A 14,506-nucleotide genomic window follows, 5' to 3' on the forward strand; every position below is an offset into this window, starting at 1 on the left:
CTAGGGGAGGCGCGATGAGGCGAGATTATTGACTTAAGTTAAGGGGTGTAAGATGATTAAATTAGTGAAAAGAACTTTTTATTATGGAAAGTTTGGGATTGTTTTAGGATTATTATTTTTCTTTTACTTGTTTCATACACAAAAGGTATCTGCGGCAAAAGATGAATCTCCGTATTTAATTAAAATTAATAGAGTTCACAATACAATTACCGTATATGCTAAGGATGAGGAAGGCAAGTATGAAAATCCGATCAAAGCAATGGCTTGTTCCGTAGGACAGAAGGGAACGCAGACAGTTCTGGGCGTTTATAAAACCAGAGCAAAATATCGCTGGAAGCTCTTAATGGGAGATGTATGGGGGCAGTATTCCACAAGAATTGTGGGGGGTATCTTATTTCATTCTGTTTACTATTATGAGTTTGGAAACCCCGGAAGTCTGGCCGTAAAAGAGTTTAATAAATTGGGCTCTGCTGCTTCCCATGGCTGTGTTCGGCTAACCGTTGAGGATGCAAAATGGATTTATGACAATTGTCCGGTAGGAACAACGGTTATTATTTATGATGATAAAAAAAGCCCGGGGCCACTAGGAAAACCGGAGACAATAAAGATACCGCTATCCATACGTTGGGATCCTACAGATCCCAGTGAGAACAATCCGTATAAAGATAAAATACCAAGGATATATGGAGTTAAAAATCGAACGATACCTTGGGGTGAAGAGGTTGATTTACTGGAAGGAATCACTGCAAAATCAAGCGTGGGAATTAATATTACTTCTAAAATAATTGTGGAAGGCGAGTTGAATAATTATAAAGCCGGAAGCTATAATGTTACATATTCGGTAAAAGATGAACTGGGCAGAACCAAAGAAAAGAAAGCTACGATAAAGGTGGATACCCCCACTACAACAGAATTTGAAGGCATTCATGACAGGGTAGTTCAAGTTGAGGATGAGATTACAGAAGAATTTATATTAGACGGAGTCAAGGTATATTGCAATGGATTAAAATTGGATAAAGAAGTGATTGAAATAACCATTCATCAAGAGCAGGAAGGGATATATAAGATTACATATTATCTTAGTGCAGATAATGAAATATATGCTAAGGAGTACGCTAATATTTTTGTGGATAATGAGGCGCCTGTTTTTGAAGGAACAGCAAATCGTTTGTTAGATTCCGGACAGATACCAAATACTGCTTTTGCCCTAAACGGTGTTAGTGTAAGCGATAATTATACAAAGATGAAACAGGATGACATTAAGGTTACAATCCAAGCGTTGCAGGATGTACTTAAGGATTTGACAGCAGAGGACGTCTTAAAACTTATTATAGAAACAGAGGAAAGTAATGCGATAGAAAGCACCGGCGATAGTAACGCTAATCTATCGGATAATAGAGTCAATAACGAAGAGCAGTATGTGAAAAACACTGAGAATTTCAGGGATGATGATATAAATAACTTCAATAACGACAACAGAAATGATAATAATATTTATAATATCGATTACTTAAGAGCATTAATAAAATATCTGGGCACAGGCTATCTGGTTACGTATGAAGCGGAGGATGACATTGGTAATAAGGAAAAAGTGTCAGTACTATTTCATTATTGACAATTGTTAATAAGTAAATTATCATAACATGTATAATTCTGGGAATAAGGGGTAGGTACATATGATAATTGTGAAAGAAAGGCTGAATACGTTAGATATTCCGACGCTATTTAGTTGGTTTATCATATACAGCAGTATTGGTTGGATTTATGAAACAACCTACTGCTACTTAACTACGGGTAAAATACTGAACCGGGGATTTTTATATGGACCGTATTGTCCGATATATGGACTAAGTATATTATTTATGATTTTGTTATTGACTGACAGGTGTAAAAATATAGTTACATTATTTCTCTCCTGTGCGTTGGTTGCAACCGTTCTGGAATATATCAGTTCTTATTGGATGGAGATGGTGTTTAACCGTCGTTGGTGGAATTATTCCAATATGATGTTCAATATTAATGGCAGGGTATGCTTAGGAGCTTCTATCTTATTTGGTATCTGTGGGGTATTATTTGTCCGATATATCCATCCGGCTATGATACGATATATTCGAAATAATATTCCGGAACTACAATTACGAATAGCGAATAAAATTATTCTGGTTTTGTTTGTGATTGATGTGTTATTTTCTTTTCGAATGAGTCTTATTTAGTACATAGGAGTTATTATGACAGGCAGACGCCTAATTACATGTGTCTGTCTTATTTTATCTTAAAAAGTGGATTTTTATTCAACTTTTCTAATAAATATATGTTTCTCCTTTCCAACGAAAGGATTTTATGATATACTAGTATAACTGAGACAAAATCGAAAAATTAAAATATTCTTATTTTAGCATTCCAATATAATAGGATTTATCCTACATAATAAAAGCATGAAAAAGTATATTTTTGATAAAATATAGAACATATAAGAAAGGAGCAAACGAAATGAACAAATATTCAGAAATTACTCCGGAATTGATGGAACTTGCTGACTTGTGTAAGCAAAATAACGTAATACCTTCTGAATTATATTCAAAGTATGATGTGAAACGTGGACTTCGAGATATCAGCGGTAAGGGTGTGTTAACCGGACTGACCGAAATATGTGAAGTGAGATCTTATACCATTGTAGATAATGATTATGTTCCTTGTGAAGGTAAATTATTTTACCGAGGAGTGGACGTAGAGGAGATTATAAAAGGATTTAGTAGCGAGGAACGTTTTGGATTTGAAGAAGTAACTTATTTATTGTTGTTTGGTGAATTGCCGACGAGAGAAAAATTAGAGCACTTTTGTAACTTGCTGGAGCGAAAAAGGGAATTACCGCCCAGCTTTGTTAGAGATATTATTATGAAGGCTCCCAGCAAGGATATGATGAATACTTTAGCACGAAGTGTACTTACCTTGTATTCCTATGATGAAAAAGCAGACAACATATCAATAGAGAATGTTCTCCGCCAAGGACTACAATTGATTGCTTTGTTTCCTTTATTATCTGTATACGGATACCAGGCTTACAGGCATTATCATTTTGGGGACAGCTTAGTAATTCATCCGCCCAAGGATGGACTTTCTACAGCAGAAAACATACTATATATGCTTCGACCAAATAAAAAATATACAAAGCTGGAAGCTAAAATACTTGATATTGCTCTAGTTCTTCACGCGGAGCATGGTGGTGGTAATAACTCTACTTTTACAACTCATGTAGTTACATCCTCAGGAACGGATACCTATTCTTCAGTTGCAGCCTCCTTAGGTTCCTTAAAGGGTCCGAAGCATGGTGGTGCCAATATAAAAGTAATGCAGATGTTCGAGGATATGAAAAATACAGTTAAGAATTGGGAAGATGAAGAGGAAGTAAGTTCATATCTGTCAGATCTATTGAATAAAAAAGCCTTTGATCAGGCAGGATTGATTTATGGTATGGGTCATGCCGTATATTCTATTTCCGATCCAAGAGCGAATGCATTCAAACAATATGTAAAAAGCTTATCGGAGGAAAAAGGTCTTATGAAGGAATATCGCCTTTATGAGATGGTTGAACGTCTTGCTCCTGAGATTATTGCTAGGGAAAGAAAGATGTACAAGGGAGTCAGTGCGAATGTGGATTTCTATAGTGGTTTTGTATATCACATGTTAAATCTTCCCAAGGAATTATATACACCGATTTTCGCTATTGCCAGAATTTCAGGCTGGATTGCCCATCGGTTAGAAGAGCTGAATAATTCCGGTAAGATTATACGTCCAGCATATAAGAACGTAGCAAAACATAAGGATTATGTAAAATTAGATGATCGGTAAAAGTAATTAAATTTATATTTTTAGATTATAATATCAAAACAAAAAAATATATTTGATTCTATAATAAGATAAGAAACTTTAATCTTTTTATACAAGAAATAATAATTATAATAATATACAATATTGTTTTATTTTAATCATAATTCGACATTTTATGAAATAAATACTAGGGTATTTCAATATACTTTGCATATACTATCAATGTAACAAGAAAAGAAATGATTTTATTTAAATTATTTCAAATGGTTACGAGTTGAACTATCAAAACGTAAACAACAACACAAATTATTTTGAATATGATTTTGTCGTATCCGAAATAAGAAATGGAGGAGTTTATATGTCAAGTAGAAACAGAGCAGAAGTACCTGAAGCTAGAGAAGCATTAGATCGTTTTAAATTTGAGGTAGCGAATGAGCTTGGTGTTCCTTTAAAACAGGGATATAACGGAGACTTAACCTCATACCAGAACGGTTCTGTCGGTGGATATATGGTTAAGAAAATGATACAGGAACAGGAAAAAAGAATGGCAGGTAAATAGCTAAAAATATCAATTATATAGGGCTGTTTCAAAATAGTTAAACAGGGAATATAATTTTACCGTAATGTCTGATCGACGGACATGTTGCTGATTTTGTTATGCCTAGTGCGAACAGAAGTGTTTGAACAAGGCATGCAAATCGAAAATATGTCCGTCAATCTTAGGTAATTATATTTCCTATTGTATTTTGGAACAGCCCTATTACTGAGGAAGCATTTAGGTGTTATCTCGAAAAAAGTTATTGAAATCTTTTACAGGATAAGATAAACTAAAATTAAAACAAGTTGACAAATGTACATAATACTATACAATTAGTTATAGTGTATTTGTTATAAGAAATCGGAGAAAAAGTATGAGAGTGATAGCAGGTAAAGCAAGAAGATTACAGCTAAAAACACCAGAAGGCTTTGAAACCAGACCAACTACAGATAAAATTAAAGAAACCTTATTTAATATATTAAATCCGTACTTGGCAGATGCTGACTTTCTCGATCTTTTTTCCGGTAGTGGAGCAATCGGAATAGAGGCTTTGTCCCGGGGTGCTAAGTACGCTGCTTTTGTTGAAGATAAAAAAGCAGCACTAGATTGTATAAAAAACAATCTTCGTACTACAAAGCTAGAAACGCAGGGAGAAGTACTTGCGATGGATGTAATAAAGGCTATCAGAGCCTTAGAAATTAAGGGAAAGGTTTTTGACGTTGTGTTTATGGACCCCCCTTATGATAAGTTACTGGAAAAAGGTGCACTATTAGCCTTACAAAATTCCAATATTATATACTGTGATACCATAATCGTTGTTGAAGCTTCACTGCACACAGACTTTGATTATTTAGAAGATACGAAATTTAGAATCTTTAAAAAGAAAGAGTATAAAACAAATCAACATGTATTTATAGAATTAAAATAAATACAATCAGGCATAGGGGAGATTACGCATGAAAATTGGTTTATATCCCGGTAGCTTTGACCCAATAACCTTAGGACATTTGGATATTATTGTTCGTGCTTCCGGTTTGGTTGACACACTGATTATCGGTGTTCTTAAAAATAATGCAAAAAAACCGTTATTTACAGCGGAGGAAAGAGTAGAATTTATAGAACGAATCATCAAAAACAGACCTGAACTATCCCATGTTAAGGTAGAAGCCTTTGGTGGATTGCTGGTAGACTATGCAAAACAAAAACAAGCTTCTATCATAGTGAGAGGTCTTCGTGCGGTTACTGATTTTGAATATGAGTTACAAATCGCACAGACAAATCATAAGTTGGATCCAACAATTGATACTATGTTTTTTACTACCAGTGTTGAATATTCTTATTTAAGCTCCAGTGTGGTAAGAGAAATAGCAAGCTTTGGTGGTGATATCAGACAATTTGTACCGGAAGAGATTATACAGTCTGTTTACGATAAATATAATGTGATAAGGAGTGTTTGAAATGGGAGCAAGCAGAATAGAACAATTAATTGAGGATATTTATGAATTTGTCGAAAGTTGCAGAATGCAACCGTTATCAAGCACTAAGGTTATTGTTCCAAAAGATGAATTATATGATCTTTTGGATGAATTAAGGCTTCGGACACCGGATGAAATAAAACGATATCAAAAAATAATTGCGAATAGGGATGCTATACTTTCAGATGCTGAAGAAAAAGCAGAATCAATTCTTGCTCAAACAAGAGAAAAGGCAAAGCAACTATTAAACGAACACGAGATTATGCAGCAGGCTTATTATGAAGCAAATGAAATGATTATGCAGGCCTCCCAAGAGGCAGACCGAATAAGGAGTGATGCGCAGAGAGAGGCTGACCAGATTAGAACCGGTGCTTTGGTTTATTCCAATGATGTATTAACAGAAGTAGAGAGAACTCTGGCGAATGCTTACGATAATGCCTTAACAAGGTATGATAGTTTCATAGGTGCTTTAAAAGGTAATCTTGAAATCGTTGGACATAATAAAAGAGAGCTTCATGAACAGCTCTATCCACAGGATAAAACAATGGAAGACAGTCAGGGAGATGTATATCAGGAGGAAGAATTTGAATTCGATGAAAATACCTTCTTAGATGATATAAATTAATCCCATACTTCATATAGTGATACCGTTATACGATACGAAAAAGAGCTACATATAACAATGCAAGTACGAAAGTAATTACGGTATTAATGAGCTTAACGATAAAATAAGATTTCATAGATAGTCTTGTGTCTCCCAGTACACTTTTGGTTTGTGCCATACCTGATAAACCGCCAAAGGAGGTTAGTACTGCGGCCAAGACTATTTTCATGTGTATGTTAATATCTGCTTTACATATTTGGTTAATGCCGGTGGTTATCTCTAAGATCCCCATAAAGGAAGCTTTTAATAAGCCATTTCCGGGACCTATTTGATTGATAATCTGTGCTAGAATGGAAAATAGGATGATATAACCTCCGATTTTTGTGATTACTTCAAAGCCATTCATAATGGAACTATCAAGTATCTGAAAACTGAAGCGGGCTGATTTTGATGTAGCCTGTATCGGTTTTGTTTTCGAGGGTGGAATAGGGCCTTTTGTAGTTATATTAAATCTTCGTCTATTTATGTAGAATCTGTAGATTACGGCACTGATAATGGAAGATAAATACAGAATTACGAATAAGGAATACCTGATTCGGGGAAGCTTTAATTGATTAATGACAATATAACTCATAATAAATACGGGGCTATAGTTATTACACATGGTAAGAAGGAAGTTACCTTCATCTTCATTTATCTTTTCTTCGGATACCAAATCTGCTGTCGTTTTTGCACCCATGGGAATGCCGGATAAAAACCCAATTAAAATGGGATAACAACCCTCAGAACTGACCCGAAACAGTTTCCCAATTACAGGATAGAGAATTCTGCTGATTTGTTTAGAAATATTTAAACGGATCATAAGATTAGAAATTATGATAAAAGGCAAAAGGGTTGGTAATACATTAATAAACCATAATAATAATCCGGTACTGGCGCCTTCATAGGATGCATAGGGATATAGAAACATGATGATAAAAAACAGGAGAACTGCGCCTTTGATCAATTTGTTTTTAGGATTACTCAGAATTTTTTTCATTAGGTTACTCCGTATCAAGACAGGTTACTATAATTTATTGAGATACTTAAAAGATTATTCTAGATTTTATAACATGAATATAAAAGGGCTAAAGGAGATGTAAAAATGGCTGAAAAAAAGAACCTTCCAAAAAGAAGTGATGTTGAGAAAAAATTCACCTGGGCAATTGAAGATTTATATCCATCAGATGAAATGTGGCAATCGGAATACGAAAAATTAAAGGAAATGCTACCTAAAATAGCAGAATATCAGGGAAGACTATCAAAATCCGGTGATCTTTTACTAAGCTTTCTGCAGTTGGTCGATGAGGTCGGTATGCTTATGGAGAGGGTTTATGTATATGCGAACCAGAAATATCATGAGGATACCGGTAATGCAACCTATCAGGATTTATCCAATAAGGCTAATGTATTATCGGTTCAGGTAAGTGCAGCTATGTCTTTTGCTACTCCGGAAATCTTATCCATACCGGAAGAGCAGATATCGCAATTTAAACTGGAGACAGAGGGTTTGAAACAATACGATTTTTATCTGAAAGATATTTTAAGGTTAAAGCCCCATATATTATCAGCAGAAATGGAAGAGCTACTGGCTGATGCCGGTGAAATTGCTGAAGCACCGGATCAGATTTTTTCTATGTTTAATAATGCAGACATCAAGTTTCCAGATATTAAGGATGAAGATGGTGATCCGGTTAAGATTACTCACGGAAGATATGGGCAGCTTTTGGAAAGTAATGACCGCAGAGTTAGAAGAGAAGCTTTTGAAGGAGTTTATGCTACTTACTACAGCTACCGTAATACGTTAGCTGCAGCCTTTAGTGCAAATGTAAAACAAGAATCCTTTTTTGCAAAAGCCAGAAAATACGGCTCCACCCTTGAGAAAACCCTGGATGCAGGTAACATTCCGATGGAGGTATATACCAATTTAATAGAAGCAGTTCATGAAAACATGGGGCTGATGCATCGTTATGTTTCATTACGTAAAAAACTGTTAGGTATAGATGAGCTTCATATGTATGATTTATACACACCCTTGGTACAGGACATCAAGATGGAAATCCCCTTTGAGGAAGGGAAGAAAATAGTAGCAGAAGGTTTAGCTCCGTTGGGAGATGATTATTTAAGAATCCTAAAAGAAGGCTATGAAAACCGATGGATTGATATCTATGAGAATGAGAATAAGAGAAGTGGAGCATATTCCTGGGGTGCTTATGGAACTCATCCATTTGTCTTACTAAATTACAATGAAACCTTAAACAATGTCTTTACCCTGGCCCATGAAATGGGGCATGCCATTCATAGTTATTATTCAGATAAGGAACAGCCCTATGTATATGCCGGATATAAGATATTTGTGGCCGAAGTGGCTTCTACCTGTAATGAGGCTTTATTAATCGACCATATGTTGAAAACAACGAAGGATAAGAAACAAAAGGCATATCTGATTAATCATTTTCTGGAAAAATTTAAAGGAACCTTATATCGACAGACCATGTTTGCGGAATTTGAGATGCTTACCCATAAGATGGTAGAGGATGGGGAAAGTCTTACAGCAGATAACCTATGTAAATTATATCATGATTTGAACGTTGCATATTTCGGAGACGATATTGTAATCGATTCTGAAATTGATATGGAATGGGCCAGAATACCTCATTTTTATAATGCATTCTATGTATATCAATATGCAACTGGTTATTCTGCGGCTATTGCTTTGTCCAGGCGGATATTAAGTGAAGGAAAGCCGGCGGTGGAGGATTATATTCGCTTTCTAAGCAGCGGTTCCTCAAACTATCCGATTGAACTACTAAAAACAGCCGGAGTTGATATGGGAACCAAGGAACCGGTAAATCAGGCTCTTAAGTTATTCGAAGAGTTGTTAGATCAGATGGAAGAGTTGATGGCATAAACATTTATCTATAATATTTATTTATATTAATGAATGGATAAAACCTGAGAAAATATATTGGTCCGAATATAAGACAGATATATGTTTCTCAGGTTTTTTTATGCTTCAAAGCCATGAAGAAATTCGATTCAAGTATCTTATAATAACCGACTGTATAAAACTATTATGTAGCCAAGTTACACACCATTAGGTATTCCTCTTCCAACTCCTTTATAATCTCAAATCCCACTTTTTGATACATGCGAACTGCATAATTATCCTTTTGAACGGCCAAAGAAGTTCGTTTATAGCCCTGTTCTTTCAATAGCTTTAACATATCTTGCATCAAAGCAGTACCGATTCCTATGTTTCGATACTCTTTGTATAAGGAGATGGCAAACTCAGGAGTCTGGTCATCGATATTACCAAAACCTTTAACTTCGCCGGACAAAATTCGTGCCCATACGGCACCAACTACTTTTCCTTTGATATCAGCAACCAAACAATAATCATCCGGTTTGCCAAAATCTTCAATGAATACCCTTACTTCAGGTTGATTTATAACATCCCTGGGAATGAGACGGGTTTCGTCTCTTTGAAAAATGGCTTCATATAGGAAGTTTTCTAGCAAATGTAGTTCGTTTGAATTTATTTTTCTGATATTAAAGTTACTTATTTTTACACCTCCAAATGAATATATCATTATGATTTGAATTATGAGTATCATTTGTATCAATATAATTGTCTTAATATCACAATATACAATACAAGTAAGCAATAGAATTGACACTATATGGGAAGATTTTATATGATACAGATACCATACTTATATTCATTCATAATTGTGGTTCCAAATTTTTTATAAACAGTCTGATTATAGATATGGGTTGCGAATATATCATTCTTAAGCATCTGCATTCCTAATGGGTCCAGCTGTTTTTTTGCATCCGTTACCTTTGTAATAACCGGTATTCCTTCCCTTCTTTTGATTTCTCTTAATAAATGAGAGGAATCTCTTTTCATGCCCAGCACTCTTGCATAGGCTGTATATCCGCTTTGGTTATAAGAATAAAAAGTTTCTTGGTCAATATTAAGAATCATATGAGTTAATGCTCGCATGATTCGGGTATGGGTCATATTTTTCGTTTTTAGGTCTTTTACAATCTCAGAAATACATTTATTAAGGTCTTTCAAATTCATCATTCGATCGGCTAAATCCGTAGATACATCAACGTAGCTCACAAGAGAAGTTTTATCTTCTGATAACAATTTGTATTTTATTATTTCAGAAAAATCTTCTTCTGTAACCGGATAGGTTTTATAATAATTGTTTGTTAAAAGTTGAAATACACTATTAGGAACACTGTTTCTTAGCTTGGATAAACCAAATACATTATCAGCGTTAAGAATTGCTCTACGGATAGCTGTGGCAGAGCTGATTGTGGGATTTCCAGCGGTTGTTACATCTAAGGAAAACAATGCCTCAGCTACTACATTCGAAGGGGTTTGCTCTGTTAGATCTAGGGCATGATAATGGGCTGACTTTCTTTGGATTGTTACCGGAATAATATCAGAGGAAAGCTTGTGGAGTGCCTTTAAATATTCAATACCCAGAATATTATTGGGTTCTGATAATATGTCTGCAATTTTACTGTCATGATTGTCGTGGGTTTGAGTTTTTCTGAAATAGTCACCAACCACCTTAGCCCGGGCTGCAGGATAGGAAAGTCCCTGCTTCAGATAAGAGGTTAGTTGCTGATCAAATGAAGCAGGGACATTGGTTAAGAATTGTGCAGCTTCTTTTAGAATAGAAATATCACCTGATTCACTTCCAAAACAAAGATAATCAATAATTCCCAGTTTATTAAGAAGGGAAACAGTACCTAATGCAAAATACTCTGCACTTCCCGTAGCATAACATACCGGTATTTCGAGAACGATGTCAGCGCCATTTTCTAAAGCCATAACAGCACGGCTATATTTATCGATCATAGCAGGGGCGCCTCGTTGTACAAAATTACCGCTCATAACGATAACGACATAGTCGGCACCGGTGATACGGCGTGCTTCATCAATATGATATTTATGACCGTTATGGAACGGATTATATTCTGTAATGAGTCCTACGACCTTCATGGTTACCTCTCAAAGTATGTTGCTTCTCACAATTATAGAGTTTCTTAAGCTTTATAGTTTACGGCAGATAAACCGTTCATAGCAAATTAAATGCTCACTAGCCTTTTATTGGCCAGATTTAGAAAGTTATGCTATATGAAATAGATATAGTATAAGATAGGTTTATCGCTTTATGAAATACTATATAAATTATATCCATATAATGCATAAATTACAAGTGCTAGCCTGATATTGAAATTGAAAGATAATCCAATTCATTTATGAATAATAACTAATACTTACTAATTTATTTCTTATTTATTTGGTTTAAAAATGATGTCAGATTTTCATATTTTTATTAAAAATTACACTTGTATACTAAATAAGATTGTTTTATAATAAAATTTATGGGTTTTACTATTTATGTACATACTATTATAGAGAAAAGATGTTAAGGAAGGAGAAACATCATGGGATTCATTGATGACATTAAAAAAAGAGCAAAGAGCAATAAAAAAACAATTGTTTTGCCGGAAACCGGGGACAGAAGAACACTGGAGGCTGCCAATACCTTACTTGCGGAGGAGATAGCCAATATCGTGTTAATCGGTAAAAAGGAAGATATAGAAAAAGGAGCAGAGGGTTTGGATTTAACAAAAGCTCTTATGATTGATCCGAGCCAATCGGATAAGCTTCAGTCCTATATAGATTTACTTGTAGAGTTAAGAAAGAATAAGGGTATGACTCCAGATAAAGCAAAGGAACTTTTAACTAAGGATTATCTTTATTTTGGTGTTACCATGGTTAAGGCAGGAGATGCGGACGGTATGGTTGCAGGTGCCGTTAATTCAACAGCGAATGTTCTTCGTCCTTCCCTTCAGATTTTAAAGACTGCACCTGGAACGAAGTTGGTATCCTCCTTCTTTGTGATGGTAGTACCGAATTGTGAATATGGAGCAGATGGTACTTTTGTATTCTCAGATTGCGGACTCGTGCAAAATCCTAACGCAGAAGAATTGGCTGCGATAGCAGGAAGCAGTGCAAAAAGCTTTGAAGCGCTGGTAGGAAAAGAAGCGGTAGTTGCTATGTTATCCCACTCAACCAAAGGAAGTGCATCACATCCGGATGTTGATAAAGTGGTAGAAGCAACGAAGATAGCGAAGGAACTATATCCTGATATTAAATTGGAAGGTGAGTTCCAGTTAGATGCCGCTATAGTACCGTCAGTAGGAGCCTCTAAAGCGCCCGGAAGCGATATTGCAGGTAAAGCTAATGTATTGGTATTCCCGGATCTTGATGCAGGAAATATCAGTTATAAAATAGTTCAAAGACTTGCGAAAGCAGAAGCTTATGGACCGGTAACCCAGGGTATAGCAAAGCCGGTGAATGATTTATCAAGAGGGTGTTCTGCAGAGGATATCGTTGGTGTTGTTGCTATTACTGCTGTTCAGGCAGCTGCAATAAAATAATAGGATACCATATAAGCACGTTTTTTATTAGGGAGGAAGAGGTTGTTACACAATGAGTTTTTCAGCATATCATTATGAACAGCCCCGTGAATGCTAACATTTTCTCATCTTTAAAATGTTCAATATTATCATAATATAGAAAAAGTTATTTTCTTCATATAACGAAAATGATTAGATTTTCACATACAAAGGACAAGTTTATAGTATTTAACAAGCTTGTTAACAATTAGAAAAGAGGTATAATATGAAAGTATTAGTTATTAATTGCGGAAGCTCATCATTAAAATATCAATTAATAGATTCCGAAACAGAGCAAGCATTGGCAGTGGGAATTTGTGAACGCATCGGACAAGAAGTAAGTTATTTAAAGCATACACCGAACGGTGGGGATAAGGTTGTATTAGAAACTTCAATGAAAAATCATGAAATAGCAGTTAGCATGGTATTAGAGGCTTTAATCAATGACAGTTATGGGGTGATCAAATCCTTAGATGAAATTGGTGCAGTTGGCCATAGAGTAGTACACGGAGGCGAGAAATTCGCTGCGTCAACAATTATAACGGATGAAGTAATCAAAGCCATTGAAGGTTGCAATGATCTGGCACCTCTTCATAACCCGGCTAATTTAATCGGTATCCGTGCCTGTGCAAATCTTATGGAAGGTGTGCCGATGGTAGCTGTATTCGATACGGCATTCCATCAGACCATGCCCCCTAAGGCTTACCTTTATGGGCTCCCATTTGATTATTACGAAAAACATAAAATTAGAAAATATGGTTTCCATGGTACCAGCCATAGCTATGTTTCCAAAAAAGCAGCAGAGTTTGCCGGTCTTGATATAGAAAATTCCAAAGTCATCGTATGCCACCTGGGTAATGGCGCCAGCATCTCCGCAGTATTAAACGGCAAATCCATTGATACCAGTATGGGCTTTACTCCACTATCAGGACTCGTCATGGGAACAAGAAGTGGTGATATCGATCCCTCTATAATAGAGTTTATCTCGAAAAGAGAGAACAAGACAATTGATCAGGTTATGAATCTCTTAAATAAGGAATCCGGTGTATGGGGTATGTCAGAAGTATCCAGCGATTTTAGAGATATTAATGTGGCGATGGATTCCGGTAATGAAAAAGCAAGATTGGCATTTGAGTTATTCGTTTATCGTGTGGCAAAATACATTGGTGGATATGTAGCAGCTATGAACGGCGTTGATGTAATCGCTTTCACCGCCGGCGTGGGTGAAAACGATCATAAAGTAAGAGAGTGGGTTTGTGAATATCTTGGATACCTTGGAGTAACAATAGATTTAGAGAAAAACAAGGCAAGAGGTGTGGAGATTATGCTCACCACTCCCGAATCTAAGGTTAAAGTATGCATCATGCCTACCAATGAAGAGCTGGCAATTGCAAGAGAAACGGTAGCACTGCTATAATTAGAAATATGCATTTAACCGTTGACAAATAATAACACAGTAGTTATAATACAATATAGTGCGTAAAGGTTGCATAGCGCATACGGAGAGATAATAATGCTAATATCTTTATC

General features: G+C 35.7%; 13 protein-coding genes. 10 read left to right on the plus strand and 3 right to left on the minus strand.

Annotation, left to right across the window (positions count from 1 at the left end):
* The first annotated feature begins 52 nt into the window (after positions 1 to 52).
* From I5677_RS02200 to I5677_RS02230, 7 genes are all read left to right on the plus strand, one after another.
* On the plus strand, positions 53 to 1,615 hold the full coding sequence (locus tag I5677_RS02200) for a L,D-transpeptidase family protein (RefSeq protein ID WP_197659940.1): 1,563 nt from the start codon (positions 53 to 55) through the stop codon (positions 1,613 to 1,615).
* A gap of 61 nt (positions 1,616 to 1,676) precedes the next feature.
* Positions 1,677 to 2,213: a putative ABC transporter permease gene (locus tag I5677_RS02205; protein ID WP_197659941.1), complete on the plus strand. Its 537-nt coding sequence runs from the start codon at positions 1,677 to 1,679 to the stop codon at positions 2,211 to 2,213.
* Positions 2,214 to 2,490: 277 nt separating this feature from the next.
* The gene (locus tag I5677_RS02210) at positions 2,491 to 3,849 is read left to right on the plus strand and encodes a citrate/2-methylcitrate synthase (RefSeq protein ID WP_197659942.1); all 1,359 of its coding nucleotides are present in this window, start codon (positions 2,491 to 2,493) and stop codon (positions 3,847 to 3,849) included.
* Positions 3,850 to 4,186: 337 nt separating this feature from the next.
* Positions 4,187 to 4,387 carry an alpha/beta-type small acid-soluble spore protein gene (locus tag I5677_RS02215; protein ID WP_197659943.1) on the plus strand — a complete coding sequence of 67 codons (201 nt, stop codon included), beginning with the start codon at positions 4,187 to 4,189 and terminating at the stop codon, positions 4,385 to 4,387.
* A gap of 352 nt (positions 4,388 to 4,739) precedes the next feature.
* Positions 4,740 to 5,294, plus strand: coding sequence for a 16S rRNA (guanine(966)-N(2))-methyltransferase RsmD (gene rsmD, locus I5677_RS02220; RefSeq protein WP_197659944.1), 555 nt, complete (start codon positions 4,740 to 4,742; stop codon positions 5,292 to 5,294).
* 28 nt (positions 5,295 to 5,322) lie between these two features.
* Positions 5,323 to 5,823 carry a pantetheine-phosphate adenylyltransferase gene (gene coaD, locus I5677_RS02225; protein ID WP_197659945.1) on the plus strand — a complete coding sequence of 167 codons (501 nt, stop codon included), beginning with the start codon at positions 5,323 to 5,325 and terminating at the stop codon, positions 5,821 to 5,823.
* 1 nt (position 5,824) lies between these two features.
* Positions 5,825 to 6,466, plus strand: a complete 642-nt coding sequence (locus tag I5677_RS02230) for an HrpE/YscL family type III secretion apparatus protein (RefSeq protein ID WP_197659946.1) — start codon at positions 5,825 to 5,827, stop codon at positions 6,464 to 6,466.
* A 25-nt stretch (positions 6,467 to 6,491) separates the two neighbouring features.
* Here the strand turns inward: I5677_RS02230 and I5677_RS02235 are convergent, their stop codons facing one another.
* Positions 6,492 to 7,484 carry a transporter gene (locus I5677_RS02235; protein WP_197659947.1) on the minus strand — a complete coding sequence of 331 codons (993 nt, stop codon included), beginning with the start codon at positions 7,482 to 7,484 and terminating at the stop codon, positions 6,492 to 6,494.
* A gap of 105 nt (positions 7,485 to 7,589) precedes the next feature.
* Between I5677_RS02235 and pepF the strand changes: the two genes are divergently transcribed.
* Positions 7,590 to 9,395 carry an oligoendopeptidase F gene (gene pepF / locus I5677_RS02240; protein ID WP_197659948.1) on the plus strand — a complete coding sequence of 602 codons (1,806 nt, stop codon included), beginning with the start codon at positions 7,590 to 7,592 and terminating at the stop codon, positions 9,393 to 9,395.
* Between the two features lie 163 nt (positions 9,396 to 9,558).
* On the opposite strand, the gene I5677_RS02245 is transcribed toward pepF, so the two are convergent.
* Both I5677_RS02245 and I5677_RS02250 read right to left on the minus strand, forming a co-directional pair.
* Positions 9,559 to 10,077, minus strand: a complete 519-nt coding sequence (locus tag I5677_RS02245; protein ID WP_197659949.1) for a GNAT family N-acetyltransferase — start codon at positions 10,075 to 10,077, stop codon at positions 9,559 to 9,561.
* Between the two features lie 101 nt (positions 10,078 to 10,178).
* A complete protein-coding gene (locus I5677_RS02250; RefSeq protein ID WP_197659950.1) occupies positions 10,179 to 11,510 on the minus strand; it encodes a nucleotidyltransferase in 1,332 nt (443 codons plus the stop codon).
* A gap of 449 nt (positions 11,511 to 11,959) precedes the next feature.
* Here I5677_RS02250 and pta point away from each other — a divergent pair, with 449 nt between their 5' ends.
* Both pta and I5677_RS02260 read left to right on the plus strand, forming a co-directional pair.
* On the plus strand, positions 11,960 to 12,958 hold the full coding sequence (pta, locus tag I5677_RS02255) for a phosphate acetyltransferase (protein ID WP_197659951.1): 999 nt from the start codon (positions 11,960 to 11,962) through the stop codon (positions 12,956 to 12,958).
* A 244-nt stretch (positions 12,959 to 13,202) separates the two neighbouring features.
* A complete protein-coding gene (locus I5677_RS02260) occupies positions 13,203 to 14,393 on the plus strand; it encodes an acetate/propionate family kinase (protein ID WP_197659952.1) in 1,191 nt (396 codons plus the stop codon).
* Positions 14,394 to 14,506 lie beyond the last annotated feature (113 nt).

This window comes from Mobilitalea sibirica, assembly GCF_015999265.1.
GTDB lineage: Bacteria > Bacillota > Clostridia > Lachnospirales > Lachnospiraceae > Mobilitalea > Mobilitalea sibirica.